Genomic DNA, 26,084 nt, shown 5'->3' with positions numbered 1-26,084 from the left:
TCTTGAAACGCGCGACGGGGCAACAGGATCAGGCCTGAATGGCATCCCTCAGACGGGACACCGTCCGCTCGCGCCCCATCAGGCCGAGCAGAACATGCAGTTCCGGACCGGCATCTTCACCCGTCAGGGCCAGACGCAGCGGCATGAAGAGGGTACGCCCCTTGCGGCCGGAAGCTTCTTTGAGCGTATTGGTCCAGTCCTTCCAGGTGTCCTCGCCCCACGGCTCGGCGGGAAGGGTGTCGAGGGCCTGCTGAAGGAACTCACGGTCTTCGGGCTGTGAGGGCGGGACGATCGTGCCATGCACCACGTCCCACCAATGCGGGATCTCGGCTGAGAGATCCACGTTTCCACGCACGGCATTCCAGAATGTCTCGTCAGCTTCTGGCGGAAGATGCGCCTTCGCCGCTTCGAACGGCAGGCTGTGCAGTGCACGACGGTTCAGGGCGAGAAGCTGCGTCATGTCGAACCGCGCGGCCGACTTGGAGACATGCGAGATGTCATAAGCCGCAATGGCCTCATCCATCGTCATGACCTGCGGATCATCCGAGGAGCCCACGCGTGCGAGATAGGAGACGATCGACATCGGCTCCAGCCCGTCCTGACGCAGGGATTTCAGTGCCAGAGAGTCAAATCGCTTGGACAGCTTTCCGCCATCGGAATCCAGCAACAGCGGGAGATGCGCGAAGGTGAATCGGTTCGGCTTGGCACCCAGGGCTTCGGCAATGTCGATCTGCACGCCGGTGTTGGTCACATGGTCTTCACCACGAACAATATGGGTGATGCCCAGATCCAGATCATCGATCACAGAGGCCAGCGTGTAGAGGATCGTGCCGTCACCACGCACCAGAACCGGATCGGAAATGGCCGTCAGCTTGACCGAACACTCGTCCATGACGAGATCCTGCCATTTGCGGCTGCCGTCGCTGAGGCGGAAACGCCAGTGCGGCGTCTTACCATTGGCTTCGGCGCGGGCGCGCTGGTCAGCGGTGAGCTTGAGCATCGCACGGTCATAGATCGGTGCCTTGCCAGCGCGGATGCGGGCTTCACGCTTGGCGTTCAGCTCGTATTCCGTCTCAAAACACGGATAGAGACGGCCAGATGCCTTCAGTTTTTCGATGACTTCGGCATAGCGGTCGAGACGTTCGGACTGACGCACATACTCGTCCCATTTCAGCCCCAGCCATGACAGATCCTTGCCGATAGCTTCTTCATATTCGGGCTTGCCGCGGCTGGTATCGGTATCATCGATCCGCAGCAGGAACTTGGCGCCGTTATGGCGTGCAAAAAGGAAGTTGGCGACGGCAAGGCGCGCATTGCCAACATGCAGGTAACCGGTCGGGGACGGAGCGAAGCGCAGTTTCATAACGCCTTAATGCCGCATGATGCGCCGCGTTGCCAGAGCAGGTTTTGTAGGAACGACCGTGTGAAGGAAGGGGTGCATATCCCTTCCCTGCACCAGCTGGTCAGTGACGGATCACTTCGTGACGGTTTTCGTCATCCTCGTCATCGTCATCATCATCCGGCGGACCAGCGATTTCCTCATCATCAACGAGGCGACGCGGATCGATGGCGCGCCAGTCACGCTCCATCGGGGTGGCACGGCTGGCAGCGAAGTCTTCGAGTTCGGTGGAGGACTTCCAGCCGTCTTCGCCCGCATCTACGACTTCGGCATTTTCACCGAAGGCGAACCAGTTCTCGATCACTTCTTTGCTGCTCGCACCCGGAGTTCGGCATCGCTCGATGCTGTCGCGGACGTAAGCGCGGGCATAGGCATTGGCGTGCATCAGGTCGATGAAGTCTTTTACGACTTCGACCGTATCGTCCTCGCCTTCCGACGCGCCGGACAGATCGATGATGCGTACGCTCCACGTTCCCGGTTCGGTGACGGTTTCAGGTGCGCCTTCGACAGGGTCAATCGTATCGTCGGTCATGAAATGTCCTTGGATGTGTCGTGGCTGTCACGGACCTTCTGGAGCAGGAACTCGCGTCCAAGCTTGACGCGAGGCTGTCCGTCATAGGCTACGATATCAGCCGTTGCATAGGTTTCGGACCAGCGGTCGGGAATGAAGGACCCGCTGCCGATCACGTCAATCGGGGCATGAGCGTCCCGCATCGTCGAGCATTTGGCGACGTTGAAACCCGAAGACACAACGATCTTCACATGGTGAAAACCGGCATGGTCCAGAGCTTCGCGCATACGCCAGATGGCTGCGGCCGATACGCCCGTTCCCACCAGATCGCGCAATTCCTGATCGGAACGGTAGCGGCGGATGGTGCCCGGCGTGTGACGCTCAAGCACTCCATATGAGGTCTGGGGGTCCAGTCCTTCAAGGAAGCGTCCGCCATGCGTATCAAGACGGACACTCAGATGGCCCTTCGCCGCACGATCGGGGAAACGGCGGCAGACGGCGAGCGCATCCGTAACTTCCTGCCCGAAATAATCCACCAGAACCGTTAGCGGATCATTCGGATAGACCTCGTCATACATCTCCGCCGCGCGCAGCGTGGAGCCTGCATAACCGATCAGGGCATGAGGCATCGTGCCCAAACCGGCATCAAGACCAAAGAAACCAGCCGTCGCGTCATTGGCATTGCCGATGAAGCCGCGTGCCCCTTCTTTCTGCGCCGCACGGGAGCCGACGCCTGCGGCATAAGCCATCTGTTCCTGCATCTCGAAACCCGCACAATGCCGGGCGTCCATAGCAAGAAACGGAATGGACGGCAGCGCCATGGCCATCTGATAAGCATTGTGCGCTGCCACGCAGGTGGCGCCAATCCGCTGGAGCACCAGGGTTTCCAGCGGTGCCAGACGGGTGAAACTTCCGGTCAGGTACAGGAGCGGTTCACCCGCGCCGACCCATTCCCCTTCGGCATACATTTCCCGACATTCAAGGTCGAAGCCCTGCGCCTCCGCAACATTCTTCAGCCACTGCGTGACAAGGCCGCAGGCCGCGATCACCGGGCGACGGATGAACACCGCATAGGTGACGCGGGAATCTCCGAAATGCTCCACGATATGCCGCGTTCGCCCGAAATAGGCGTCCGTCCGCGCTTCGATGGTTGTCTCGTCCAACGGGCCGAGAGTGCCAAGCGCGCGCTGGAGCGCGGCTTGTGGAGTATTCTGGGGATCGGAAACGGTCATTATTTCTTTCCTGCTCGTCCCGTCAATTCCTGAGCAAGAAGGAAAGCCATTTCAAGGGACTGTTCCGCATTAAGGCGCGGATCACAGAATGTTTCATAGCGACCCGCCAGATCATCCTCGGTAAGGCACTGCGCACCACCGATGCATTCCGTGACGTCCTGACCGGTCATTTCAAGATGAATCCCGCCCGGACGACGGCCCGCAGCCTCGAAGACGTCGAAGAAGCCGAGCACTTCGCCAAGGATGTTATCGAAAGAACGGGTCTTGATCTTGCTGGCCGTGGTCGTGGTGTTGCCGTGCATCGGATCGCACAGCCAGGTCACGGTGCGGCCCGTACGGTTCACGGCATCAAGCAGAGGCGGCAGATGCTCACGCACCTTGTCCTTGCCCATGCGCGAGATCAGCGTGATGCGCCCGGCCTCGTCATTCGGATTCAGGATTTCGAGCAGCTTTTCGAGATCTGCAACCGTTGTCGTCGGGCCCACCTTGATGCCGATCGGGTTTTGCACGCCCCGCAGGAACTCGACATGTGCGCCATCCGGTTGGCGGGTACGGTCACCGATCCACAGGAAATGTGCCGAACAGTCGTAGTAATCGCCGCTCGTGCTATCCACGCGGGTCAAGGCCTGCTCGTAAGGCAGAAGCAGGGCTTCATGAGACGTGTAGAATTCCGTCTCGTCGATCTGCGACGCCGAACCATCGAAACCGCAGGCACGGAGGAACGACAGCGTCTCATCGATGCGATGGGCCAGATCCTGATAACGCGCGGAAAGCGGAGAACGCTCGACAAATCCGAGGTTCCAGCGATGGACCTGATGTAGGTTCGCATATCCGCCATGCGCAAACGCGCGCAGCAGGTTCATCACGCCGGCGGACTGGAAATATCCGGTCTCCATGCGGGCGGGATCAGGAATGCGGGCCTCAGGCGTGAACTCAGGACCGTTGATGATGTCACCACGGTAGCAGGGCAACGTCACGCCATCGATCGTCTCGGTATTGGACGAGCGCGGCTTGGCGTACTGTCCGGCCATACGTCCGATCTTCACGACCGGCACCTTGGCAGCAAACGTCAGGACGACGGCCATCTGGAGCAGGACACGGAACGTGTCGCGCACGATGTCAGCGGTGAATTCGTCAAAGCTCTCGGCACAGGCGCCGCCCTGAAGGACGAAAGCCTCCCCACGTGACGCCGCGGCCAGGCGCGTCTTGAGGCGGCGGGCTTCTCCCGCAAAGACCAGCGGTGGATATCGATGCAGACGAGCTTCGACGGCAGCAAGCGCCGCTTCATCCGCATAGGATGGAGCCTGGACGATGGGACGGGAACGCCAGCTTGCAGGAGACCAGGACATCGTGTTGGTGGACGTCGGGGTCTGGCTCGAGGGGTGCATCAAATGCCCTCCAGAAGGATGTGAATGCAGGAGTTGCGGGGGGCTGGTTATGGCCGAAAAAGCGCGGCGTTGATAGCGCGAAACGTCAGATTGTATCGCATGGCACCTGTCTGCGGATGGAATGTTTCGCGAATACGGGAGACTCCGTGCCACGCAAAGCGCGATGCCCCACCCCAGACCACGACATCCCCTTCCAGAAGTTCGATGACGCGCTTCGGATCGCTCCGGCTCGTGCCACCAAACGCAAAACGTGCCGGGATACCAAGGGAAACTGACACGACCGGCGCTTCCGGCCGCCCCTCGCCACGGTCCTGATGCAGCCCCATGCCCGCTCCCGGCGCATAGCGGTTGATGAGGCAGGACGCTGGATCGAAGCCGTCGTATCCCGCTTCCGATGCGGCCCGGATTGCAAGATGACGAAGTACGTCCGGCATTGCGGGCCAGGGCTCACCGGTTTCTGGATCGGTCCGAGTATAGCGGTATCCGGATGGATCGGCCGTCCAGCCGCAGGCTCCGCAGGAGGTCATGGCGGCGGACATCGCCCCCATGCGCGTGTGGAAATACCGGAAGGGCGCGACGGCGCTCACATCCGCAATGGCCTGATGGAGCGCGGGGGCATCCGGCCAGGCAAAACCAGGCAGCCATACCGCACCTTCCGCCAGAACGGTCCGGGAACGCAGGGATGCGAAAAGATCCTCCATCCGGTTATTCCTCAGAGGCTTTCAAAAGGCGATAAAAGCTCTCGAATATCGGCATGATTTTTATATAGGAGCCCTTTGAGGCCTCTGTCAGGGGAAAAGAACTCTTGAACCCAGCTTAAAGCACGCCGATTATAGTGTCGTATGCCGTCTTGCCGGGAATGTCGGAACATGACGTTCTCTCTCGTCCGGAAGGCAGTCTTGTTGTTATGATCGGCCAAGGACTGGATCACATGTTGTCCTCTTCCCGTTTCTTCTGCCATGCCCTGCTGGCGACTGCCCTGGTGGCCGGGGCGGCACAAGCCCAGACCGCGACATTCGGTCAGCCTTATGCCTCCGGCACGACCCTTCCCGTGCAGCCGGATCAGGCCCAGACGGACGCCAAACAGCAGGCCACAACTGGCGGCGAGCATTTCCGCGCGCGCGGCCATCGTAAGCCACCTCCGGGCTATTCTGATACACCGTCCAATGATTTCGAGCATGGTCCGGACCCGGATCACGAGGCCGGGGTGGAGCGTGATTCCGTAACGGGCGCAAACCTGTCTAAATTTGGATCGTCCTATCAGGGCAGCAACAACACTCAGTCCGGTCAGCTCGGCGACGCCACCGGAAACGGCTACGTCGCACCCCGCGGAAACGGCTGGTAAGACAGGCAACCAAAGCCTCGGCAGCAAGTTCTGATCCCCGTATGAACTCCTTCGAGGATCAGAAGCATGCCGTATATCACCGCCACTGATGGAACCAGCCTTCACGTCAAGGATATGGGCGCAGGTAAGCCCGTTGTTCTAATCCATGGATGGCCCCTGACCGGGGACATGTGGGAAAAGCAGACGTTGGCACTGGTGGAAGCGGGTTATCGGGTCATCACCTATGACCGTCGCGGCTTCGGCCAGTCCGGCCACCCGATCAACTGCTACGACTACGATACCTTCGCCGACGATCTGGCGGTCATTCTTGAACAACTTGATCTGTGGGATGCGACGCTCGTCGGATTCTCCATGGGAGGCGGGGAAGTCGCGCGTTATTTGAGCCGCCATGGCCGGTCGCGCATTTCCAAGACAGTCCTGCTGTCGTCTGTCGTGCCGTTCCTGCTCAAGACGTCCGACAACCCCAAGGGCGTGGACATCTCCGTGTTTGACGGCATCAAGCAGAAAATCCGTCAGGACCGTTTCGGCTTCCTGAAAGACTTCATTCCTGAATTCTACGGCGTCAGCATGCTCCATCACCCTGTCAGTCAGGGCGTGCTGGATTGGTCCTTCCTACTGGCCAGCATGGCCAGCCCGATGGCCATGCTGGACTGTGTGGATGCTTGGGGCACGACCGATTTCCGTTCGGACCTGCAGGCCTTCACCGTCCCAACACTAGTGATTCACGGCACGGCCGATTCTGCCGTTCCGGCTGGCATCGCCGGCGAGAAAGCCGCAGCTGCCATACCGGGCTCGACTTGGATTTCCTACGAAGGCGCCCCGCACGGACTTTTCATGACCCATGCCGAGCGGGTGAACGAAGATCTGCTGCGCTTCCTCGCCACACCCTGACGGACGTTAGAACGCGCCCCTGAGAAAGGCCCTGCTGACCGGCATCTCGGTACGTACGATCAGCAGAGAACCGATGGCTAGAACCAGATCATGCCGGATCGAAGGGTCCTGTGACTGACGTTCCAGCGCATAGAGTTCGTCCAGGGTCGGATCGATTGTGGCGGTCGTATGGGTCAGGGGCAGCTTGCGACGCAGCAGGTTGCGGACCAGCCCATCCACCGCCGTTACCGCCGTATCAGGCAGACTTCCATGCTCGGCAAGCTTGCGCAGCATCAGCACGTTACGCCCGACGGTCAGAACGGATAACGTCCCCCGCAACATGGCTTCCGCCCGCTCACTGGAGAGAGAGCCAGCAAAGCGCACGGCGCGCTCCATGCTCTGTGTGCCTTCATTAATCCAGACATATTCGTCCATGACCACGCCGGGCAACGCCAGCCGTCGCAGGCTACGCTTGAGCTGGTAGCGCAGGACCTCGCCCGCGCGGGCGGGAGTGAATGGCAGCACGGCGCGGAAAATCACCACACCGGCACCAAGACCCAGCAGGAGCGCAATAGTGGTGTTGAACCAGCTGAGCTCGTTGATGCGCCCCTGGTTATCCATACCCAGCAAAAAGGGAAAGAACGTGCCATAGGACGCCGCCATAACAGCAGTGGGCGGATTGCGGGACGCTAGACCGCCCAGCAGCATGAAAAAACCTGCCACAAGACAGAAGAACGGATAATTGGCCGTCACCGGCATGACGACGAACACCGGAATAACGCTCGCCAGAGCGGCGAAAACCGCGCCGTAGAAGAAGGCCGCACTCAGCAGAACGGTATTCTCGAAGGTGGCAAAACGTGCACAGACCACGGCGATAAAGGTCAAAAACACGCTGCCCTGTGGCCAGGCAGTGACTTCCCAGACATAAGCGCCGAACAGCAGGGCCACAGTCGTACGCACGCCATTGCGCATCGAGGCACGCCAGTCCGGATTGCGGGTCAGGCGATGGCGTTCGGACACGGGAGCCCCATCCACGCTGGCCCGATAGGAACGCAGCGTCTCGCACAGGTCGGACAGCATGACTTCCACGCCGGTAAGAATAATCCCTTCATTCAGGGAATCCTCATCGTCGCGAGGCAAAATCGTCTGCATACGCCCCCGGCATTCGGCAAGAAGAGCTTCGATCTGGACGAGGGCGGCGATGCCACGTCGATCCGTGAGAAGGCGCTCCGGCAGGCCGTCCAGAGCTGTGGCCATTTCTTCAAGGAAAGGCCGCAGGGCTTCGGGCTGATGCGAGACAGACGTCATGCGCGTCCGCAGACCCAGCCCGCGTGACAGGACACGCGCGACAAGCCCGAGCGTGACATAGGCGTGCTCGACCTCGTTGCCTTCGCTGCGGATCTCAATACGGCTGAACTCGATCTGGTCGCTGGAAGCCTGCAACGAGCCCAGCAGAGTGGACAGGTCGTCCCTGGCACCCGGCTGCTGGCGGAGCACGGACGTCAGGGCAGGAATGGCCCGGGTCAGAATGCCCTGAAGACGCTTGCGGAGTTCCTCGCGCGCCCGGCCTGCGACATTGGGCAGGGCAATCATACCCATCGCCGTCTCGCAGATCACACCGAGGAAAATATAGGTACCGCGCGCCATTGCCACATTGAAGACGTGATCGGGCTCCTTGACCGCACCAAGCGCAATAATGGTGCAGGTATAGCCTGCCAGTACGAGGGCATAGCCGCGGAAATTATGTGTCAGAGTCGCAAGACCGGCACACAACCCGACCCAGATGGCGAGAGCTGGCAGGAACAGCCAGGGATATTGCGGAAACGCCGCCATGAGCACGATGGCCATCACCATCCCAATCATGGTGCCAACGAGACGCCAACGGCCCTTGGAAATACTCTCGCCACGGGAGTTTTGGGCGACGATCCAGACGGTCATGGCGGCCCATTGTGGCTCACCGAGTTCCATCCACAGCGCAATCGCCAGCGCCAGAAGCGAAGCGACCGTGGTGCGGAGAGCGAACATGACGGACGTGATGGACGGGGCAAACAGCCAGCCAAACCTCATGCCTGGTGCTGCCTTTCAGAAACTGTGTGACGGCCCGACTGCGGAGCCTCCGTGAGACCGTTACGCGCCGTCATGGTGTTTTTCAGCCTGCTTTTCGGGGAACGTGGCGTGTGAGGCTTCGCATAGTCACGAACTCTTCCGCGCTGGTGGGATGCAGACCGATCGTGCGATCGAAATCCCGCTTCGTCAGCTTTGCCGTAATCGCAATAGCGAGGCCCTGAATGATTTCGGGCGCATCGGGACCGATCATGTGAGCGCCAAGCACGATTTTGCTCTGCGCATCCACGACCAGCTTCATCAGGGTCTTGCCCTTGCGCCCCGACAACGTCTGACGCATCGGGGTGAAGCTGGACGTGTAGATGTCCACGTCATGGCTCTCCACGGCTTCTTCTTCGCTCAAGCCAACCGTGGCGAGCGGCTGGGAGAAGAATACAGCCTTGGGCGTCGTGGCGAAGGACCATTCGCGACCCGGCTCGCCAAACAGGCGTTCGGCCAGAATATGGCCTTCAGCAATAGCTGTGGGCGTAAGATTGTAGGTGTCCGTCACGTCTCCGATGGCATAAATGCCGGGGACATTGGTCATCGCATCATCGGGCGTGGCCGGAATCCGTCCGTCCCTCGTCGCCACGCCAGCATTGTCGAGTTTCAGTGGGGTCAGATTGGGATGACGCCCTGTCGCCATGAACACGCAGTCCGTCTCGATGACCTCCCCGCCTTCAAGATACAGACAGAAAATTTCGCCGACCTTCTCGATCCGCTCCGGAGAGCGACCGGGATGCGCCTTGATGCCGTTTAGTGGCAGCAGTTCGGACAAATGGGCGCGCAGTTCGTCGTCAAAGCCGCGTAGGGGATGGGGCTGCCGGAAGACCAGATCAACCGTGGAACCAAGCCCTGCGAAAATACCCGCGAACTCAACGCCAATATACCCACTGCCAATCACGGCAACGCGTTCTGGACGGTCCGTCAGATGGAACGCATCGTCCGAGACGATGGCATGTTCCGCCCCGGGGATATCCAGACGCGTAGGCGTGGACCCCGTGGCGATGACGATTTTCTTTGCCCGAATGCGCTGGACGGGTGCATCCGGCGCGAGTTCGGACGGCCCAATCTCGACGGTATGGGCATCCACGAAACTGGCATCGCCCGTAAACAGCGTGACCCCGGCCTTTTCCAGCATCGAGACATAGATGCGGTTGAGGCGCTCGATCTCGCGGTCCTTGGCGCTGATCAGCGTGAACCAGTCATGCGCGACCGGCGCGACATCCCATCCATAAGCCGGGGCATCGGGAATCTCGCGGCCATAATCAGCCGCATAGACCATCAATTTCTTGGGCACACAGCCCAGATTGACGCAGGTTCCGCCCCAGTGACGGCGCTCCGCAATTGCGACGCGCGCTCCGTTCTGGGCGGCGATACGCGCGCAGCGCACACCGCCCGATCCGGCACCAATAACGAACAGATCAAAATCCTGCATCATTCCGGCCTTTCGTACCCTTTTGAGACCTCAGCGCTCTGCGAAGGCCTTCTCAACGACATACGAACCCTGATGGCTCATATTGCCTTCCTCGAAACCCATACGCTCCAGCAGGGCTTCGGTGTCAGCCAGCATTTCCGGCGAACCGCAGATCATGACGCGGTCATGCTCAGGATCGAGCTTGTCGATGCCCAGATCCTCGAAGATCTTGCCCGTCTCGATCAGCTTGGTGATGCGATCGGTCACGGCATAATCTTCACGCGTCACGGCTGGGTAATAACGCAGCTTGTCCTTGACGAACTCGCCCAGGAATTCATGCTCCGGCAGTTCATGGCGAATGTGGTTCTCATAGGCCAGCTCACCTGAAATGCGGACGGTGTGGCTGAGGATCACGTTCTCATAGCGCTCATAGGCCTCGGGGTCCTTGATGAGGCTCATGAACGGCGCCAGCCCCGTTCCCGTAGACAGGAAATACAGGTTGCGGCCCGGCTTGAGGTTATCGAGCAGCAGCGTGCCAACCGGCTTGCGGCCGATCAGGACCGTATCGCCGACCTTCACATGGCGTAGACGCGAGGTCAGCGGGCCATCGGGAACCGCGATGGAGAGGAACTCCATGTTGTCTTCGTAATTGGCGGACGCGATCGAATAGGCGCGCAGGAGCGGCTTGCCTTCGACCTCAATGCCAATCATCGCGAACTGGCCATTCTCGAAACGCAGGCCCGGGTCACGCGTCGTGGTGAAGCTGAACAGGCGGTCCGTCCAGTGATGGACTGTCAGCACCTTCGCCGGATACAGATGAGCGTATTCCTTGCTGGGTTCAGCCAGACGATACTGCTTCGGATGGCCTTCAAACGGCACCAGGCCGGTCAGGGGCTCGTCGATTGTTGGAGTCGGTGCGGCAAAAGTCGAGGTGGACATGTCTGGTTCTGTCTCCGGGGCGGAACGGATAACAGGTCACGGACCTGATAAGAGTCGGGTCTTTTAGCCCAATCATTGCCGCTCGGGAAACCCATGCGCGTTGAAGCGCATGCCGGAATGACGCACAAGACTCTTATGACAGACGACTCCATGCCGGACGCCACGCTTTCCGATACTCTTTCCCCGGCCGAACGTGCCCTTCAGCGGGCCGAGGCCGAATTCGGAACCTCGCTCGACATCACGTCACGCGAGCGCCCTGCCCTGCTGCGTCAGGTTGCGCGCAGGCTTGAAGGCCCCGAGGCGAGCCTGTCTCATGACGGGCTGATCGAAGCGCTATGCGTCGTACGCCGCAAGACCTGGGCCTCACAGCTCATGAATGTCTGCCGTCGGGCCGGTGAGGTCTGGATTGGCAAAGCCGACACTCTGGACGCCGCCACACGCACGCATGACCCGCGCGCCGACATGCCTGCCCTGCGCCGAACCCTCGACGACGTTCTGATGGCGCGTTGGCAGGAAATGGGCGATTCTCCTCGCGCCGTGCTTGAAGACGTTCGGGCTGATCTGGCCGATACCGGAGTGATCCTATCGAGCGGTCAGCTTGAAAAACTGTCCCAGAGCATCGCAGCCGCTTTCGGCAGCGTCGATCTCGGGTTCGAGGACGATCTGCGAATTGCCGAGGAACGTCGCGCTCGCGAACAGGCCGATATTCAGGCCCGTGCCGAAGAACGCAGGGCGCGTGAGCTTGAACGGCTGCGCGAGTGGGAAGCAGGACTGATCAGCTTCGATGAGCTGCCAAACGTCCTGCACTGCTCGCGTCGTGAAGCTCTGCGCTGGATTGCCGAAAACCGGATTCCCGTTGCCCGCCGCGAAACGCGCCCGGACGGGATTGAACTGTTCTTCTTCGATCCAACAGAACTCAAGCGTCTCCGAACGTTCCTGCCGCAATGGCGCAGTGGAACCAAAGACCGGCCGGAAGTTCTGGATCTGGGCAACAAGGCCGGCAATGCCGCGATTGCCCGCGTTGCCGCGCTGGACCGGTTTGCCGGGCATTTCCGCACTGCCCGTGCGCTGAAGCGGCGCATCACTCTGGTAACGGGTCCAACGAACTCCGGAAAATCCTATACCGCCCTCAATGCGCTGGCGAATGCCGAAAGCGGGCTGGCGCTCGCGCCCCTGCGCCTGCTCGCCCACGAATTCCGCGAGTCCCTGCTCTCACGCGGCGTTCCGGCATCCCTGTCGACGGGCGAGGAGCGGATCGAAATGCCGGGCGCGCGCCATCTGGCAGCGACGGTCGAGATGTGTCCGTTCCACAACCCTGTGGATGTGGCGATTATTGACGAAGCCCAGATGCTCGCCGATCCGGACCGTGGCGCCGCCTGGACGGCGGCCATCATGGGTGTTCCGGCGCGGCATGTCTTCATCCTCGGCGCGCCGGACTGCATCCCGCTGGTCAAGCGCATTGCCGAACTTTGCGATGATCCGGTGGATGAGATCCACCTCGAACGCAAAAGCCCGCTCAAAGCAGGTGAGACCTTGCATCTTGATGAACTGAAGCCCAGCGATGCAGTCATCGCTTTTTCGCGCCGCGAAGTACTGGATCTGCGTGCTGAACTCATGGCGCGCGGGCGTCGTGTCGCCGTAGTCTATGGTGCCCTGAGCCCGGAAGTCCGCCGTGCCGAAGCAGCCCGTTTCAACAATGGCGAAGCCGATATCCTCATTGCGACGGATGCGATCGGCATGGGACTGAACCTCTCAATCCGACGCGTAGTGTTCAGTGCGCTCCGCAAGTTCGACGGACGCCAGACGCGCGATCTGGTTTCACAGGAAGTCAAGCAGATCGGCGGCCGTGCCGGACGTTACGGCAAACATGAAAGCGGGCTGGTCTGCTTACTGGCGGGTGCTGGAAGTCCGACATTTGTCCGAAAAATGCTGAGCGCTCCGCCTGAGGAGATCAAGGAACTCCGTCCCCTCGTGCAGCCGGATTCAGATATCGTCCGGGCCGTGGCCGAAGAGATCGGCAGTGACAGTCTCTACGGCGTTCTGACACGCATCAAACACGCCGTTCTGCGTGCTGATGACCCGAACTACCGCCTTGCCGACATGGAGCAGGCACTGGAAATCGCAGCTGCTCTGGAAGGCGTGGAAAACCTCGATCTTTCGACACGCTGGACGTATGCCATGTGCCCGATTGATGAGCGGGACAATGGCATTCAGCGACTTGTTCAGTGGGCCGCGGATCATGCAGCCGGACGCTCGGTACCGCCGCCGGGTACGGGGCGTCTTCCGCATCCAGAGCAGGCAGGGCGCGAAGAGCTGGAAAGGGCCGAGAAGCGGCACAAGCGACTGGTCGCCTGGCGGTGGCTGGCACTGCGATTCCCGGACGCCTATCCGGCCCGTCAGGATGCGGAAATTAACACATCCATTCTCAATGACTGGATTGAACAGGTCCTGCGTACGCAGAGCCGGATGCGCGAAAGCCAAAAGCAGCAGCGCATCGGAGGCCGCCCAGGCCGCGGCAGCCATAGTGACAGACCCGGCAATAGGACGGGTTTTTCCAGCCCCAAAAAACCGGGGGGCCGCAGTTTCCCCGCGAAGGGAAACCGGCGGCCGGGGGGGCCGCGCAAGCGGCCATCATAAAACGCAGGCCGGCCTGACGTCTGTCGGGCCGGGAGATCAGGCTCTTTTAGACTGAGCGGCAGGCTTTACGTCCTGCTCTTCGCCTGTTCTGTTGCGCACACGACGCTCGATCCATTTCTGGGCCTGAAGCTTGATGAGAGGATCAAGCTGCCGGTAAAGCATAAGCATCGTATTTTCGTCGGGAGTAAGCGTTGCCTGAATGGCCTTATAGGCCATTCCTGTCAGCAGCACTTCAGGTTCAACGCCCAGCACCTGCGCAAGACTACCCAGATGCTTGCCGACATGCCCCGAGCGACCAGTTTCCCAGAATGCCACGGCCGAGCGCGAGATCCCGACTTTATCCGCAAGCTGCTGCTGGCTCAGCCCCGCCATCTCCCGAAGCAACCGGATGCGACGCCCGAGTTCCAGCCCCGGAGAAAGCTGAGCCGCTGGGATGGCGTCTCTGGTCAATACGGCCTCCGTCTCTCTGATCCATGCCCTGTACGCCGCCTCGGAAGCCTGCGTCAGAGCAAGCGACTGGTTTTCCACCCGGAACTCCACCCAGCCGGCCCCCAGAGTCATAATCTCCCTGACCTCACCTGCCCCCTGCTTGGCAGTAGGCGATGCCGTCCATTTCTGTCCCAACCCAAGCTGGATCGTTGTTTTCATTCCCAAGCCTCCGGCATGATAGCAATAGCGCGTTACGCCGTGCGACAAAAAACCTCTGCCGGTCAGAGGACTCCCGCAATGACACGGAAGAAGATCTTTCTGCTCCCCCATCTGAATTATGGAGAAAGCCGGGTAACACTAGTCTCGTTTCCGTTTTCAGGGAAAGAGGTGCGATACCCCTCTACCCTTTCAAAAAAATCGTGAAATATCAAAAGTTTTTTTGGAATCAGACCTAGAATGACTGTGGGCAGACCTACTGTGCATCCTGCGGGACAAGGACCATCGTGCCAAGGGAACCGCTTCCATGCAACACAAGATGACTGTCACTATCACGCGACCATGAATTCACGCTCGGCAGAAAAACTCCGATCGGCTGCTCCTGCGCCATCAGGGGCGGCGGGCAGGCCTTCCGCGTCATGGCGAGCGGCAGAAAATGAAGTGTCTGACCCGAAAGGGTAAAATGCCCCATCAGGCGGTTGCAACCATCCGTGCCGTAAACCGTGCCATCGTGTTGCAGCGTCAGGCCGGGCGCTTCGGCGGTATTGTCGAAATGAAGGCTACCTACGCTCTGGATCCGCCAAGCACCGTAAGGAGCGCGGATGGCCGTTCCCGCCACATGCCGCAGCAGGAGTTGGGGATGAGCCAGAGGCGTGCCACCGTCCGGCGTAGCAAAAAGTCTGCGTCCCTCAACCGTAATTTCGGCATTCAGCACATAATGTCCTCCCGGGGGCAGAGCCGGGTAGGTCAATGTGTAAGGGATAGGTACTCCGCGATGGATCTCTTCGCGCTGCTCGGCCATGACCAGAGGGGCGCCATGAGTGGCACCCGTATCTTCAATCCAAACACTCAGGACAGCACCCGGCGGCAGGGCCATGCGCTCACGGTACAGAGCCTCACCGTGCAGAGTGCGCATACTGTCCGCCTCGGCGGGGCATGAGGCGAGAACGGAGCCTGCGGTTAGAAGAGCCAACGCGAAACGGCGGATCGTGATCATGCCTGAAAGTCCTTAGCCGATGCGGTTCAGCCCGCCCATGTAAGGACGCAGAACCTCTGGAACATCGATGCTGCCATCTTCGTTCTGATATGTCTCCATCACAGCGATCATCGTCCGGCCGACAGCAAGACCGGACCCGTTGAGTGTGTTGACGAAAGCCGGTCCGTTTTCCGCACGATAACGGGCATTCATGCGACGTGCCTGAAAATCACGCGTGTTGGAACAGGAAGAGATTTCGCGCCACGCCTTTTGCCCCGGAAGCCACGCTTCCAGATCGAAGGTCTTTGCCGCGCCGAAACCCGTATCGCCCGCACAGAGCAGCATCCGACGGAAAGTGATGCCCAGACGCTCCAGCACCGTTTCGGCGGCCTGCGTCATGCGCTCATGCTCGGCGTCGCTGTCTTCGGGCTTCACGACAGAGACCAACTCGCATTTCGTGAACTGGTGCTGACGCAACATGCCACGCACGTCACGTCCGGCCGAACCGGCTTCGGATCGGAAACACTGGGACAGCGCGGTCATGCGGATCGGCAGGGCGTCAGCGGGCAGGATATCACCCATGACAGAAGCCGTCAGAGGAACTTCGGCGGTCGGGATCAGCCAGCGGCCGTCTTCGGTGCGGAACGAGTCCTCAGCAAATTTGGGCAACTTGTCTGTGCCGTACATTGCCTCATCATTAACCAAAAGCGGCACGCTCGTTTCGCTATAGCCGAACTCGGTCGTATGGGTGTCGAGCATGAACTGGCCAAGTGCGCGTTCCAGACGGGCGAGCGCGCCACGCAGGACGACGAAGCGCGTGCCCGACAGCTTGGCGGCGGTCGGGAAGTCCATCAGACCGAGAGCTTCACCAAGCTCGAAATGCTGTTTCGGCTCGAAAGCCAACTCTCGCTTTTCGCCACGGACATGAACGATTACGTTGTCGTCTTCGCTCCTGCCGTCCGGGACAGAGGCGTCAAGGCGGTTCGGCAGGGATTTCAGCACATCGTCGATGCGGGTCTGGATCGTGTTGGCGCGCTCTTCCAGACCGGCGATCTGGTCACGCAGGGCCACGGCCTTTGCTTCGATCTCGGCGGTGTCGAGCTTCTGGCGCTTGAGCAGGCCGATTTCCTTGGCCAGTGCCTTGCGTGCGCCCTGCGCTTCCTGAAGCGCAGCGAGTGCGGCGCGGCGTTCTTCATCGTCACTGACAAGCTGCTGTCCCACGGGTGACAGGCCCCGACGTGCGAGAGCAGCGTCAAAAGCGGCCGGGTCGGCGCGCAGGGCTTTCAGGTCATGCATGGTTCAGGGCTCCGGCAGGTCTGGTGATTAGTCTTCATCAGCGGCCATGGGTTTCGGTTCGACGAACCGGGCCGTGAGGATGGATACCTCGTACAGGGCGACGAGGGGAATGGCGAGGCTCAGCATCGTAATCGCATCGGGAGGGGCAATCACGGCGGCCACGGCAAAGGACGCGACGACGGCATAGCGGCGGAAACGCTTGAGCTGGGCCACGCTCAGCAGGCCGACACGCACCAGCAGGGTCAGCACGACGGGCAGCTCAAAACAGACTCCGAACGCCAGGATCATTTTCGTGACCAGCGTCAGATATTCCGAGACCTTGGCCTGAAGCTCGATCTGCATGCCACCATTGGTGCTCTGCGGTGTCTGGAACGACAGGAAGAACTGCCATGCGTAGGGGAACACCACGTAATAGGCGAGTGCCGCACCGATCAGGAACATGATCGGGGTGGCGATCAGGAACGGGGCAAAGGCGCGCTTTTCACTGCGATACAGGCCGGGCGCGATGAAGATCCAGGCCTGGATGGCGATCATGGGAAAGGACAGGCAGGTCGCACCGAAAACGGCCACGCGGATATAGGTGAAGAAGGCTTCATACAGCGCGGTATAGATCAGATGCGGCTGCTCGCCGTTCTTGCGCATGATGTTGCCGAGCGGGGCCGCAAGGAACCGGTAGATCTCACCCGAATAATGGTAGCAGATGGCGAATGCGATCACGAAGGTCACGATGGACCAGATCAGCCGCTTGCGCAGCTCCACGAGATGCTCGAGGAGCGGCATCGGCGTGTCATTGATGCTGTCAGTGTCGGTCATTCGCCGTCCTTTCCGCTCGCGATGGAGATGCGCCGACCGGCATGGATAGCGCGGACAGGCGGCAGGATATCAGGCGCGCGCCAGCGGGAGCGCTCATGCTGGAGCCGCCGTGCCGTGCTGGGCGGCAGAATGGACGGAGCGCCCGCGACATCTTCGTTGACATCCAGCTCTTCCTGCACGGGCAGGTCCACGACTGGCTCGAACTGCGGACGGGCATTGTAGGGCACCGTTTTCAGATCGGTCAGGGGCGGCGGGGGAAGCGGTGGCGCGGGCGGAACCTTGGGCAGATCGGCCGCGGACGCTTTTGCAGGTGTGTCGAGCTCCAGACTGCGCCGGATGGAATTGTCGCCGTCGATCGCCTTCGTGACACGGTCGCGCAGGTTGAAATTCTTCAGATCCCGGAACTGATCCCGCGCCTCGGACAGATCAGCCTCACGAACCATCTCGTCGACATGGGACTGGAATTCAGCCGCCATGCGCCGCATCGCCTTTAACCCGTTCGACAGGGTGCGGATAGCAACCGGCAGGTCCTTCGGGCGGATGAAGACCATCGCCACCATCACGAACAGCGCAATTTCCGAGAAACTGAAGTCAAACATGCGACATTCCTAACCTGTCTGCTCCGCTCCGCCTACGGCAGAAGCATCGTCTTCTGCTTCCGTGGGCGCGCGGTCCAGAAGGAAGTCCTCCCGGCGGGGTAACCCCCGGAGATCCGGAAGGCTGAAACTTTCCAGAAAAACAGCGGTGGTGCCCCATAATACGGGCCGGCCTGGAACGTCCTTGCGGCCTTTGGGAGCGATCAGACCGTCTTCCAGCAGGGCATCGAGAACGGCCTGCCCGAGCGAAACACCACGGATGGCTTCAATTTCCGCACGGGTGCAGGGCTGATGATAGGCGATGATCGCCAGTGTTTCCATCGCGCCACGGCTGAGGCGGCGGGGCTTTTCCACGATTTTTATCAGAGCGGACGCGAATTCCGAGCGGGTGCGGAACTGCCAACCGCCAGCGACCAGCACCATTTCCACGGCATGATCGGCATAACGACTGCGGACGGCATTAAGTGCGTCCTCGACCGGCACGGAAATGGACTGGGCGGTCAAAAGATCGGCGATCGCCGCAGGCTTAACGGGATCGGGGCTGGCGAAAACAAACGCCTCCACAAGCAGACAGGCGCGATCGAGCATTGTGGGATCTGTCATGAGGGCGTGGCCACCCGCCATTCGATTTCCCCGAACGCTTCGGGCTGACGCAGTTCAAGCGCGCCACCTTTGGCCATTTCCAGCCCTGCGAGCAGCGTACCGGCAAGTGCCGCATTACGCCCGTATGGCCCTTCCTCTCCGTCCAGTTCGTTCGGATCCGGGAGAAGGGACGTCAGGGTGTGCCAGCCGATAACATGATCTGTCCCGAGCAGGCGCTTGAGACGGGATAGCGCATCCTGCACGCTCCAGTACCGACGGGCACGCGGCGCATAGACGCGCCGGCGCCCCGTTCTGCGACGGGCGGAAAGATAGGCTGTGATCAGCGCGGGCATGTCCACGCGCAGACCAGAGCGGTCAATTTCGGTATAATCTTCGCCCCGTCCGCGCCGGAACACGTCCAGACCCAGGCGGGGCTGTTCCGCCAGCCAGCGGGCGGCGGCACGCATCCGCTCGAGTTCAATCAGGCGTTCCTGAAGAAGTTCGATGGCATCTTCTGCGTCCGGATCTTCATTTTCGGCAGGCAGGAGCAGCTTGGACTTCAGCCAGGCGAGCCACGCCGCCATTACCAGCCAGTCCGCCGCCAGTTCCAGCCGCAGGCTCCGCGCTTCCGCACGTGCCTTTTCCACGACTGCCAGATATTGCTCCACCAGTTGCAGGATGGAGATTTTCGCCAGATCCACCTTCTGCTTGCGGGCTAGATCGAGGAGCAGGTCCAGCGGCCCCTCGAACCCGTCAAGCGTCAGATGAAGTGTCTCGCTCAAACGCCAGCTCTCAGAACTGGGCCGGCGTACAGGCGACGGATTGCGCGTGCAGCTTCACACAATAGGCGCGTGCGGATTTGAGATCCGCAAAGCCACCGATCCGCAGACGCACGAAGGTATGGTCACCGCGTGTGGTCTTTTCGAACAGCGGCGTATGGCCTGCGAACAGGGCCGGAGCCTGATGGCGCAGACTGTCCCATTCCTTGCGGGCCGCGGCTTCGCTGTCGAGCGCGCCGAGCTGGACTTCATGCGTCCCACGCGATGTTTCCGCCTTCTCCGCAGCCGGAGCAGCGGCTTTCGGCGGTCCAACATTCTCAGGATCCGGAAGCGGCGCGGGAAGCGGCTTCTCGGCAGGTCGTGCGGCATGATGGACGGGCGCCTCTTCCTTTTTCGGCGCTTCGGCAGGTGCGGCAGCCTGATCCTGCAGCTTCTCCGGAACCGTGGCAGGCAGCGCGGTGCCCGGAGACATCTGCCCAGTGTCGGCTGGCGCGGCTGCTTCCGGAGCAGGCGTCTGGGCTGCCGGCGCGTTATCCGGTGCTGCACCATCTGCCTTGGGAGCATCGGTCTTTGGTGCTTCCGGAGCAGGCGTTCCGGGCGGGACGCCATATTGACGGGCCAGTGCCTTCGTATCCGGCTGCTCCGGACCCGGAGCAAGATGCGCCTCGCCATTGCCGGTCATGTCGGTGTCGCCGTCATCACCGCCCATGATCTGCATCCCGCCCGGATCGGCCGGACGGTCCTTCACGGGGCCCGGCGGCGGACCTATAATGGGAATGCCGCCATGATGGCTGCCCATAAGCGACCAGCCGCCAACCGCCAGCAGCAGCACAACGCCGATGCCCACTGCGCCACCAACCAGCTTGCGGGTGGCGGGGTCGTTACCCAGCACGGACGTCAGACGCCCTGCCCCGGACGCACCGCCGGCGGTAGCCGGGCGGCGGCGCGGTGGGGGTTCGTCGTCATAATCGTTGCTCAGGCGTTCGCGCTCGAAACGCGTCTGCGGACGCGCTCCTGGAGCCGGACCCGCAGGCTGTTTCGGGGTACGGGCGTAATCGCCCGGATCGGGGCGGTTGCGGTCCTGATCGTTTTCCGGACTCATCGCATTTCCTCTACCGGCACGACGCCGAGAATGGTGAGGGCACAGCGCAGCGTTCCTGCAATCGCCGAGACCAGCGCCAGCTTGGCGAGGCTGGTTGCGCGGTCGTTCTCATGCAGGAAGCGCAGGGTGGTGTCTTCGCGGCCCCGGTTCCACAGAGCGTGGAAGTCGGAGGCCAGATCAATGCAATAGGTCGCGATCCGGTGCGGCTCGCGCGCTGTCGCAGCAGCTTCAACACTGCGCGGGAAAGCCGCCAGACGACGCAGAACGGCTAGTTCGACGTCCGAAGACAGGTTGGACAGATCGGCTTCACACAAAGCTTCGGGCGTCACGGACTCTGCACCAAACATCGTCTCGGCCGAACGCAGGACCGACCGGCAGCGGGCATGAGCGTACTGGACGTAGAACACCGGATTGTCGCGCGTCTGGGCGACAACGGCATCCAGGTCGAACTCCATCTGCGCGTCGGCCTTGCGGGTCAGCATTGTGAAGCGCACGGCGTCCTTGCCCACTTCGTCCAGCAGGTCGCGCAGGGTCACGAACGTGCCGGCGCGCTTGGACATTTTCACCGGCTCGCCGTTCTTCACGACGCGCACGATCTGGCACATCACGACTTCAAAGCCGGTCTTGCCATCCGTCAGGGCGGAAATAGCAGCCCGCATGCGCGAAACGTACCCGCCGTGATCGGCGCCGAGGACGTCGATCAGGACGTCGGCATTTTCAGCCTTCTGGGCGTGGTAGCCGATATCGTTGGCGAAATAGGTGTTGGTGCCGTCGGACTTGCGGAGTGCGCGGTCCTGATCGTCACCGAACTCGGTGGAGCGGAAGAGCGTCTGCGGACGGGCTTCCCAGTCTTCCGGCATCTTGCCCTTGGGCGGCTCCAGCACGCCTTCATAGAGCAGGCCCTTGCTGTCGAGCTTGGCGATCGCGGCATCGACGCGTCCGCTGGCCAGCGTTTCGGCTTCGCTGGCGAAGACTTCGTGCGAAATGCCCAGCGCTTCCAGATCCTCGCGGATGGCCGCCATCATCTGCGTCAGGGCTTCACGGCGCACCGTCTCGAACCAGACGGACGGATCGGCGGGACCACCTTCGGCATTGGCGAGCGCGCGACCATGCGTCTTAACAATGCTCTCGGCAACAGGGATCAGGTACTCGCCTTGATATTGCAGGCCATTCGGCGTCAGCGGGCTGAAATCGTCTGCGGAAATCTCCGTGCCGATGGCCTGAAGATAGCGCCAGTATGTGGCCCAGGTCAGAGCGACGACCTGCGTTCCGGCGTCGTTGATGTAATATTCGCGCGTCACCGGGCTGCCTGCGGCTTCGAGCAGGTTTGCCAGCGCGTCACCGACCACCGCGCCGCGACAGTGACCGACATGCATCGGGCCGGTCGGGTTGGCGGAGACGTATTCCACGTTCACGCGCGTCCCCTGCCCCATTGTGGAGCGGCCATAACGCTCGCCAGCTTTGAGAACCGAGACGGCCACGCCCTGCAGGACTTCGGGCCTGAGTGTCAGGTTCACGAAGCCCGGACCGGCGGCTTCGGCCTTCGCGATCTCCGGAAGTTCGGAGAGCTTCGCGACCAGTTCGGCGGCAATATCGGCAGGCTTGCGACGCGCGGGCTTGGCGGCCAGCATGGCGGCGTTTGTCGCCATATCACCGTGGGACGGATCACGGGTAGGGGTCAGATCGACGCGCTGCACCACCTCTTCCGGCAGGCCGGGGACGACCGATCGCAGAGCATCGCACACCTGAACCCGGGTGCGGGCAAAGAGACAGTCAGTCGTAAGGGTCGTGGTGTCAGCGGCCATTTCAGCTCGATTCCTGTAACGCGTCTTCAAATCAGAGGCTCTATCAGCCCAGCACGGAGAGGTCCGTCAACCGTCGATGTTCTTCCATCGCGAAACGATCGGTCATTCCGGCAATATAATCGGCCACCAGACGCCTGCGCTGTACGTCATCGGCGGCTTTGGCACGGCCCCGCAGCGGATCGGGCAGAAGGCCGGGATCTTCGGACAGGATGTCGAAAATTTCGCGCACGGCGATCTTGGCCTTCCGCGCCATGCGGTTGACGCGCCAGTGGCGGTACATGTTGGCATAGAGAAACTTGCGGATGGCCTTGTTGGCCTCCCGCATTTCCGGGCTGAACGCCACCACGGGATAACCGGCATGACGGATATCATCGGCTGATTGCGGGTTGAGCGCTTCGAGGTTCCGGCGCGTCTGGTCCGTCAGGTCGGTGGCGAGCTGGTTGATGACGACGCGGATGGTTTCATGACGCACGCGCTGGGCCTGATCGGACGCCTCACGCCCGATCTGACGCTCCATCTCGCGGGACCGGCGCAAAGCGTCTCCGACCAGCGGCAGGTCTTCAATATCCTCAAAAGACAGCAGCCCGGCGCGCAGACCGTCATCGAGATCGTGGCCGTGATAGGCGATATCGTCCGACATGGCGGCCACCTGCGCTTCCGCCGAAGCATGGCTTTGCAGGTCGAGATGATGTTTTGCGTCGTATTCCGCGAAATAGGGCGTCGGGCGTTTGACCGGGCCGTTATGTTTGGCGAGGCCCTCCAGTGCTTCCCATGTCAGGTTCAGGCCATCAAAGGCGTGGTAGCGGGCTTCGAGCGCTGTCACGAGCCGCAGGGACTGGGTGTTGTGATCGAAGCCACCCCAGTCCTTCATCGCAAGTGCGAGGGCGTCTTCCCCGGCATGGCCGAACGGCGTGTGACCGAGATCGTGAGCAAGCGCCACGGTTTCGGTCAGATCCTCATTAAGGTCCAGATTGCGGGCGATGGAGCGGGCGATCTGCGCGACTTCGAGCGAATGTGTCAGGCGCGTGCGGAAAAAATCGCCTTCGTGATTGATGAAGACCTGCGTCTTGTATTGCAGGGTCCGGAACCCCGCGGAATGCAGCACGCGGTCACGGTCCCGCTGCCAGGGCGAGCGGACCGGGCTTTCCACTTCGGGGTAGAGTCGGCCCCTGAAATCCGTAGGGGAGCCGGAATCCTGTACCGCGTAGATCGCTACCATCAAGACATGTCCTGCGTGAGCCGTCGGGCCGAGAGAGCGCCGTTTCGGGCGGCCCACGGGACCATTCTACGCCAGCATTGTGCCCGCGCAAGCATGGCCCTCCCGCCCTCCCCTTTGCTCTGGGGGGAGCTCTGACCATATAATCAGGACCGCAGTTGTCTTTTCAGAAGAGTCCGGGAACCAGAACCCATGTCCGACACCGTGCCTTTCAGCGTTTCCGCTAGTGCGGCCGCCCGCATCCAGGAGATCATCGCAGCCCAGCCAGAACCTGAGGGGCTGGCGCTGCGCGTGGCGGTTCTGGCCGGAGGATGCAACGGGTTTCAGTACCAGTTCAAACTGGAGCGCGATCAGGCCGCGGATGATGTCGTCATCGAGCGTGACGGCGCGCGCGTGTTCGTAGATACGACCAGCCTCGACCTGCTGGAAAACGCGGAACTGGAATTCGTGGACAAACTGATGGGCGCGCATTTCACGGTCACGAACCCGAATGCAGCTTCATCATGCGGCTGCGGCACCAGCTTCTCCCTGGCCTGATCCGATGACCACGACGCCATTCACCTTTGCAAGCTGGAACATCAACTCCATCCGCGCCCGCGCCCATCACGTTCAGGACTGGCTGGAACGCCATCCGGACTGCGATCTGCTGTGCCTTCAGGAAATCAAATGCGAGGACAGCCAGTTTCCGGCCATGTTCGCAGAAGCCGGACTGCATGTCGCGACCTCTGGTCAGAAAGCCTATAACGGCGTGGCCCTGATTGGACGCCGCCCCTTCACGGTGACGCACCATACGCTTCCGGGATTCGATCATCCGTCTGCCCGTTATATCGAGGCGGAACTCGACGGCATCACGATCGGCAATCTGTATCTGCCCAACGGCAATTCCGGCGGTGAGGACGGTTACGCGACCAAGCTGGCGTTTTTCGACGCTTTAGCGGAACGGGCGCGTGTTCTGCTGGAGGCGGAGAAACCGTTTGCGTTCATCGGGGACTTCAATGTCTGCCCGACGGACGAAGATCTCGCGCCCGGCGCGCTGTCACCTAACGACGCACTGGTACGCCCTGAAACGCGCGCAGCATTCCGCAAGTTAAAATGGATGGGGCTGACGGATGCCCTGCGCACGCTCTACCCTGCAGGCCGGCATTACACGTTCTGGGATTATCAGGCGGCGGCATTCCAGCGAAATTCGGGCTTGAGGATCGATCATGCACTTCTGTCGCCTCGCCTGACCGAACGCCTGACAGCTTTCGTGATCGACCGGGACGAGCGGGCGAAGGAAAAGGCCTCCGATCACGTCCCAGTTCTCGTTACAGTCTGAACATACAAGGGGAATACGTTGTTCCCCTTGCATCCCCTCATGCGTGTCGCAGATTAGGTTTTCTACTCAGATGGCCCGACTGCCACTGATACCCGTTGCCGCTCCAGCGCCAGTAGCCCGGTACCCAGCGCAGGTCTCCGCGATGGGACGGGATGGTCTCCGGTAGCGTATGTGGAGGCGGAGGCGGCTGACGGTATGGGCCGCTATAGGGCACAAACTGGGCATGGGCTGTTCCCGACATCGGCGCAATCGCCATCGTACCTGCAAACAGGGCGGAAACAGCCAAAATCCCTGACAGATGTTTCAGCATTAATGCTCTCCTTCTCATGACGCCTTGTCACGGAAAGATGATGACGGGCGCGTCTTGGCGTAGCTGAGGCGCATCTATGGCGGAATCCGGGCAGATCATGATTTTGTGTTACATGCATGACGCCCTCCCCTACGCCTGTAACGGAAAGATACAGAAGTTGATTCGTGTCTTTTGAGATACAAATTTAGAGTTAAATTTATTTCCAGCCTTTGAATTTGAATATTTTATATTGACTGTATCATTTTTGACGCAGTACGTAGTGTGTGCCTACATCTTGCACATCCGGTTCGCACGCCATTACCGCAGACCCTCATTTCGTTTTTTCGTTGGGGGTTTTATCATGTACACAGACTGGCGGATTGCGGCCTGTATTCTCGGCAGCGTCTGGGCCTTCCCGCTTCGCGCCCAGGCCCCCGCCTATTTCATGCCCGCACATCATACCGCCCGCACACGAATACCCCGTTCGGATGCCCTGCGGGATCCTGCGCTGCTAGACAGCATGACAGGCCGATCCGGGTCAGGCGGATTAAGTTTTGACCAGACAGGAACGTCCCCCGTGGTGCGACGGGAGTGGATGAAGCTGGATCTGTCGAATCTCTTAAAAATTGGCCCTCTGGACGTCGAACGGGCAGCACAATCGCCGTTAATGGAAGAAAAAGGCGTGACGACGACTTTTGCCTATCCGCTAAAATCACTTCCGGGCGTGGACCTGACGGCGAGCTTCTTCGGAGGACACCGCGATACCATCCAGGGTGCCGCAGGCGGCAGTGCAGCTGTGACGGCGGGCATTCGGGTCCACTGGTAG

The 26,084-nt window shown here is 60.9% G+C and carries 25 protein-coding genes; 6 read left to right on the top strand and 19 right to left on the bottom strand.

Translation table 11 applies throughout. The features are described 5' to 3' along the window. Nucleotides 1-28 precede the first annotated feature (28 nt). From gltX to alkB, 5 genes are all read right to left on the bottom strand, one after another. Nucleotides 29-1,363: a glutamate--tRNA ligase gene (gene gltX / locus GSP01_RS01220; protein ID WP_141349811.1), complete on the bottom strand. Its 1,335-nt coding sequence runs from the start codon at nucleotides 1,361-1,363 to the stop codon at nucleotides 29-31. A 100-nt stretch (nucleotides 1,364-1,463) separates the two neighbouring features. Next, the gene (locus GSP01_RS01215) at nucleotides 1,464-1,931 is read right to left on the bottom strand and encodes a hypothetical protein (RefSeq protein WP_141349809.1); all 468 of its coding nucleotides are present in this window, start codon (nucleotides 1,929-1,931) and stop codon (nucleotides 1,464-1,466) included. Next, nucleotides 1,928-3,142, bottom strand: a complete 1,215-nt coding sequence (locus tag GSP01_RS01210; RefSeq protein WP_141349807.1) for a nicotinate phosphoribosyltransferase — start codon at nucleotides 3,140-3,142, stop codon at nucleotides 1,928-1,930. The genes GSP01_RS01215 and GSP01_RS01210 overlap by 4 nt, the downstream gene beginning before the upstream one ends. After that, complete coding sequence (locus GSP01_RS01205; protein ID WP_141350157.1) at nucleotides 3,142-4,530, bottom strand: class II 3-deoxy-7-phosphoheptulonate synthase; 1,389 nt, start codon at nucleotides 4,528-4,530, stop codon at nucleotides 3,142-3,144. Before GSP01_RS01205 ends, GSP01_RS01210 begins: the two co-directional genes overlap by 1 nt. 47 nt (nucleotides 4,531-4,577) lie before the next feature. Further along, on the bottom strand, nucleotides 4,578-5,231 hold the full coding sequence (gene alkB / locus GSP01_RS01200; RefSeq protein WP_141349806.1) for a DNA oxidative demethylase AlkB: 654 nt from the start codon (nucleotides 5,229-5,231) through the stop codon (nucleotides 4,578-4,580). A gap of 230 nt (nucleotides 5,232-5,461) precedes the next feature. On the opposite strand from alkB, the gene GSP01_RS01195 reads away from it, so the two are divergent. Both GSP01_RS01195 and GSP01_RS01190 read left to right on the top strand, forming a co-directional pair. Further along, entirely contained in the window at nucleotides 5,462-5,875 is a 414-nt protein-coding gene (locus GSP01_RS01195) for a hypothetical protein (protein WP_174787508.1), read from the top strand. Between the two features lie 66 nt (nucleotides 5,876-5,941). Further along, on the top strand, nucleotides 5,942-6,766 hold the full coding sequence (locus GSP01_RS01190; protein WP_141349804.1) for an alpha/beta fold hydrolase: 825 nt from the start codon (nucleotides 5,942-5,944) through the stop codon (nucleotides 6,764-6,766). A 6-nt stretch (nucleotides 6,767-6,772) separates the two neighbouring features. Here the strand turns inward: GSP01_RS01190 and GSP01_RS01185 are convergent, their stop codons facing one another. From GSP01_RS01185 to GSP01_RS01175, 3 genes are all read right to left on the bottom strand, one after another. Then, nucleotides 6,773-8,812, bottom strand: a complete 2,040-nt coding sequence (locus GSP01_RS01185) for an FUSC family protein (RefSeq protein WP_141349802.1) — start codon at nucleotides 8,810-8,812, stop codon at nucleotides 6,773-6,775. 82 nt (nucleotides 8,813-8,894) lie between these two features. Beyond that, nucleotides 8,895-10,289, bottom strand: a complete 1,395-nt coding sequence (gorA, locus tag GSP01_RS01180) for a glutathione-disulfide reductase (RefSeq protein WP_174787507.1) — start codon at nucleotides 10,287-10,289, stop codon at nucleotides 8,895-8,897. Nucleotides 10,290-10,316: 27 nt separating this feature from the next. Then, nucleotides 10,317-11,204: a ferredoxin--NADP reductase gene (locus GSP01_RS01175; RefSeq protein ID WP_141349800.1), complete on the bottom strand. Its 888-nt coding sequence runs from the start codon at nucleotides 11,202-11,204 to the stop codon at nucleotides 10,317-10,319. 135 nt (nucleotides 11,205-11,339) lie between these two features. Here GSP01_RS01175 and GSP01_RS01170 point away from each other — a divergent pair, with 135 nt between their 5' ends. Beyond that, nucleotides 11,340-13,841 carry a helicase-related protein gene (locus tag GSP01_RS01170; RefSeq protein ID WP_141350151.1) on the top strand — a complete coding sequence of 834 codons (2,502 nt, stop codon included), beginning with the start codon at nucleotides 11,340-11,342 and terminating at the stop codon, nucleotides 13,839-13,841. 36 nt (nucleotides 13,842-13,877) lie between these two features. Here the strand turns inward: GSP01_RS01170 and GSP01_RS01165 are convergent, their stop codons facing one another. The 10 genes from GSP01_RS01165 to GSP01_RS01120 form a co-directional block, all read right to left on the bottom strand. Beyond that, nucleotides 13,878-14,489 carry a helix-turn-helix domain-containing protein gene (locus GSP01_RS01165; protein ID WP_141349798.1) on the bottom strand — a complete coding sequence of 204 codons (612 nt, stop codon included), beginning with the start codon at nucleotides 14,487-14,489 and terminating at the stop codon, nucleotides 13,878-13,880. Between the two features lie 253 nt (nucleotides 14,490-14,742). After that, a complete protein-coding gene (locus tag GSP01_RS01160; protein ID WP_141349796.1) occupies nucleotides 14,743-15,483 on the bottom strand; it encodes an META domain-containing protein in 741 nt (246 codons plus the stop codon). Nucleotides 15,484-15,495: 12 nt separating this feature from the next. After that, nucleotides 15,496-16,758, bottom strand: coding sequence for a serine--tRNA ligase (gene serS / locus GSP01_RS01155; RefSeq protein WP_141349794.1), 1,263 nt, complete (start codon nucleotides 16,756-16,758; stop codon nucleotides 15,496-15,498). A gap of 27 nt (nucleotides 16,759-16,785) precedes the next feature. Further along, nucleotides 16,786-17,571 carry a twin-arginine translocase subunit TatC gene (tatC, locus tag GSP01_RS01150; protein WP_011253278.1) on the bottom strand — a complete coding sequence of 262 codons (786 nt, stop codon included), beginning with the start codon at nucleotides 17,569-17,571 and terminating at the stop codon, nucleotides 16,786-16,788. Continuing rightward, nucleotides 17,568-18,170 (bottom strand): Sec-independent protein translocase subunit TatA/TatB, encoded by a 603-nt coding sequence (locus tag GSP01_RS01145; protein WP_141349792.1) that lies wholly within the window; start codon nucleotides 18,168-18,170, stop codon nucleotides 17,568-17,570. The genes tatC and GSP01_RS01145 overlap by 4 nt, the downstream gene beginning before the upstream one ends. A gap of 9 nt (nucleotides 18,171-18,179) precedes the next feature. Next, a complete protein-coding gene (gene scpB / locus GSP01_RS01140) occupies nucleotides 18,180-18,770 on the bottom strand; it encodes an SMC-Scp complex subunit ScpB (RefSeq protein ID WP_141349790.1) in 591 nt (196 codons plus the stop codon). Then, nucleotides 18,767-19,531 carry a segregation and condensation protein A gene (locus GSP01_RS01135; protein WP_141349788.1) on the bottom strand — a complete coding sequence of 255 codons (765 nt, stop codon included), beginning with the start codon at nucleotides 19,529-19,531 and terminating at the stop codon, nucleotides 18,767-18,769. Before GSP01_RS01135 ends, scpB begins: the two co-directional genes overlap by 4 nt. Before the next feature lie 10 nt (nucleotides 19,532-19,541). Next, the gene (locus GSP01_RS01130; RefSeq protein WP_141349786.1) at nucleotides 19,542-20,630 is read right to left on the bottom strand and encodes an SPOR domain-containing protein; all 1,089 of its coding nucleotides are present in this window, start codon (nucleotides 20,628-20,630) and stop codon (nucleotides 19,542-19,544) included. After that, entirely contained in the window at nucleotides 20,627-22,435 is a 1,809-nt protein-coding gene (argS, locus tag GSP01_RS01125) for an arginine--tRNA ligase (RefSeq protein WP_141349784.1), read from the bottom strand. Before argS ends, GSP01_RS01130 begins: the two co-directional genes overlap by 4 nt. A 43-nt stretch (nucleotides 22,436-22,478) precedes the next feature. Continuing rightward, nucleotides 22,479-23,654 carry a deoxyguanosinetriphosphate triphosphohydrolase gene (locus GSP01_RS01120; protein ID WP_141349782.1) on the bottom strand — a complete coding sequence of 392 codons (1,176 nt, stop codon included), beginning with the start codon at nucleotides 23,652-23,654 and terminating at the stop codon, nucleotides 22,479-22,481. Between the two features lie 189 nt (nucleotides 23,655-23,843). Here GSP01_RS01120 and GSP01_RS01115 point away from each other — a divergent pair, with 189 nt between their 5' ends. After that, the gene (locus tag GSP01_RS01115; protein WP_141349780.1) at nucleotides 23,844-24,188 is read left to right on the top strand and encodes a HesB/IscA family protein; all 345 of its coding nucleotides are present in this window, start codon (nucleotides 23,844-23,846) and stop codon (nucleotides 24,186-24,188) included. Nucleotides 24,189-24,192: 4 nt separating this feature from the next. Next, the gene (gene xth / locus GSP01_RS01110; RefSeq protein WP_141349778.1) at nucleotides 24,193-24,969 is read left to right on the top strand and encodes an exodeoxyribonuclease III; all 777 of its coding nucleotides are present in this window, start codon (nucleotides 24,193-24,195) and stop codon (nucleotides 24,967-24,969) included. Nucleotides 24,970-25,006: 37 nt separating this feature from the next. Here xth and GSP01_RS01105 read toward each other — a convergent pair whose 3' ends face one another. Further along, nucleotides 25,007-25,279, bottom strand: coding sequence for a YXWGXW repeat-containing protein (locus GSP01_RS01105; RefSeq protein ID WP_141349776.1), 273 nt, complete (start codon nucleotides 25,277-25,279; stop codon nucleotides 25,007-25,009). 340 nt (nucleotides 25,280-25,619) lie between these two features. Here GSP01_RS01105 and GSP01_RS15035 point away from each other — a divergent pair, with 340 nt between their 5' ends. Beyond that, nucleotides 25,620-26,084: a hypothetical protein gene (locus tag GSP01_RS15035; protein WP_141349774.1), complete on the top strand. Its 465-nt coding sequence runs from the start codon at nucleotides 25,620-25,622 to the stop codon at nucleotides 26,082-26,084.

This window comes from Gluconobacter sphaericus NBRC 12467, from assembly GCF_006539125.1.
GTDB lineage: Bacteria > Pseudomonadota > Alphaproteobacteria > Acetobacterales > Acetobacteraceae > Gluconobacter > Gluconobacter sphaericus.
This window is presented reverse-complemented; position numbering and strand designations above follow the sequence as displayed.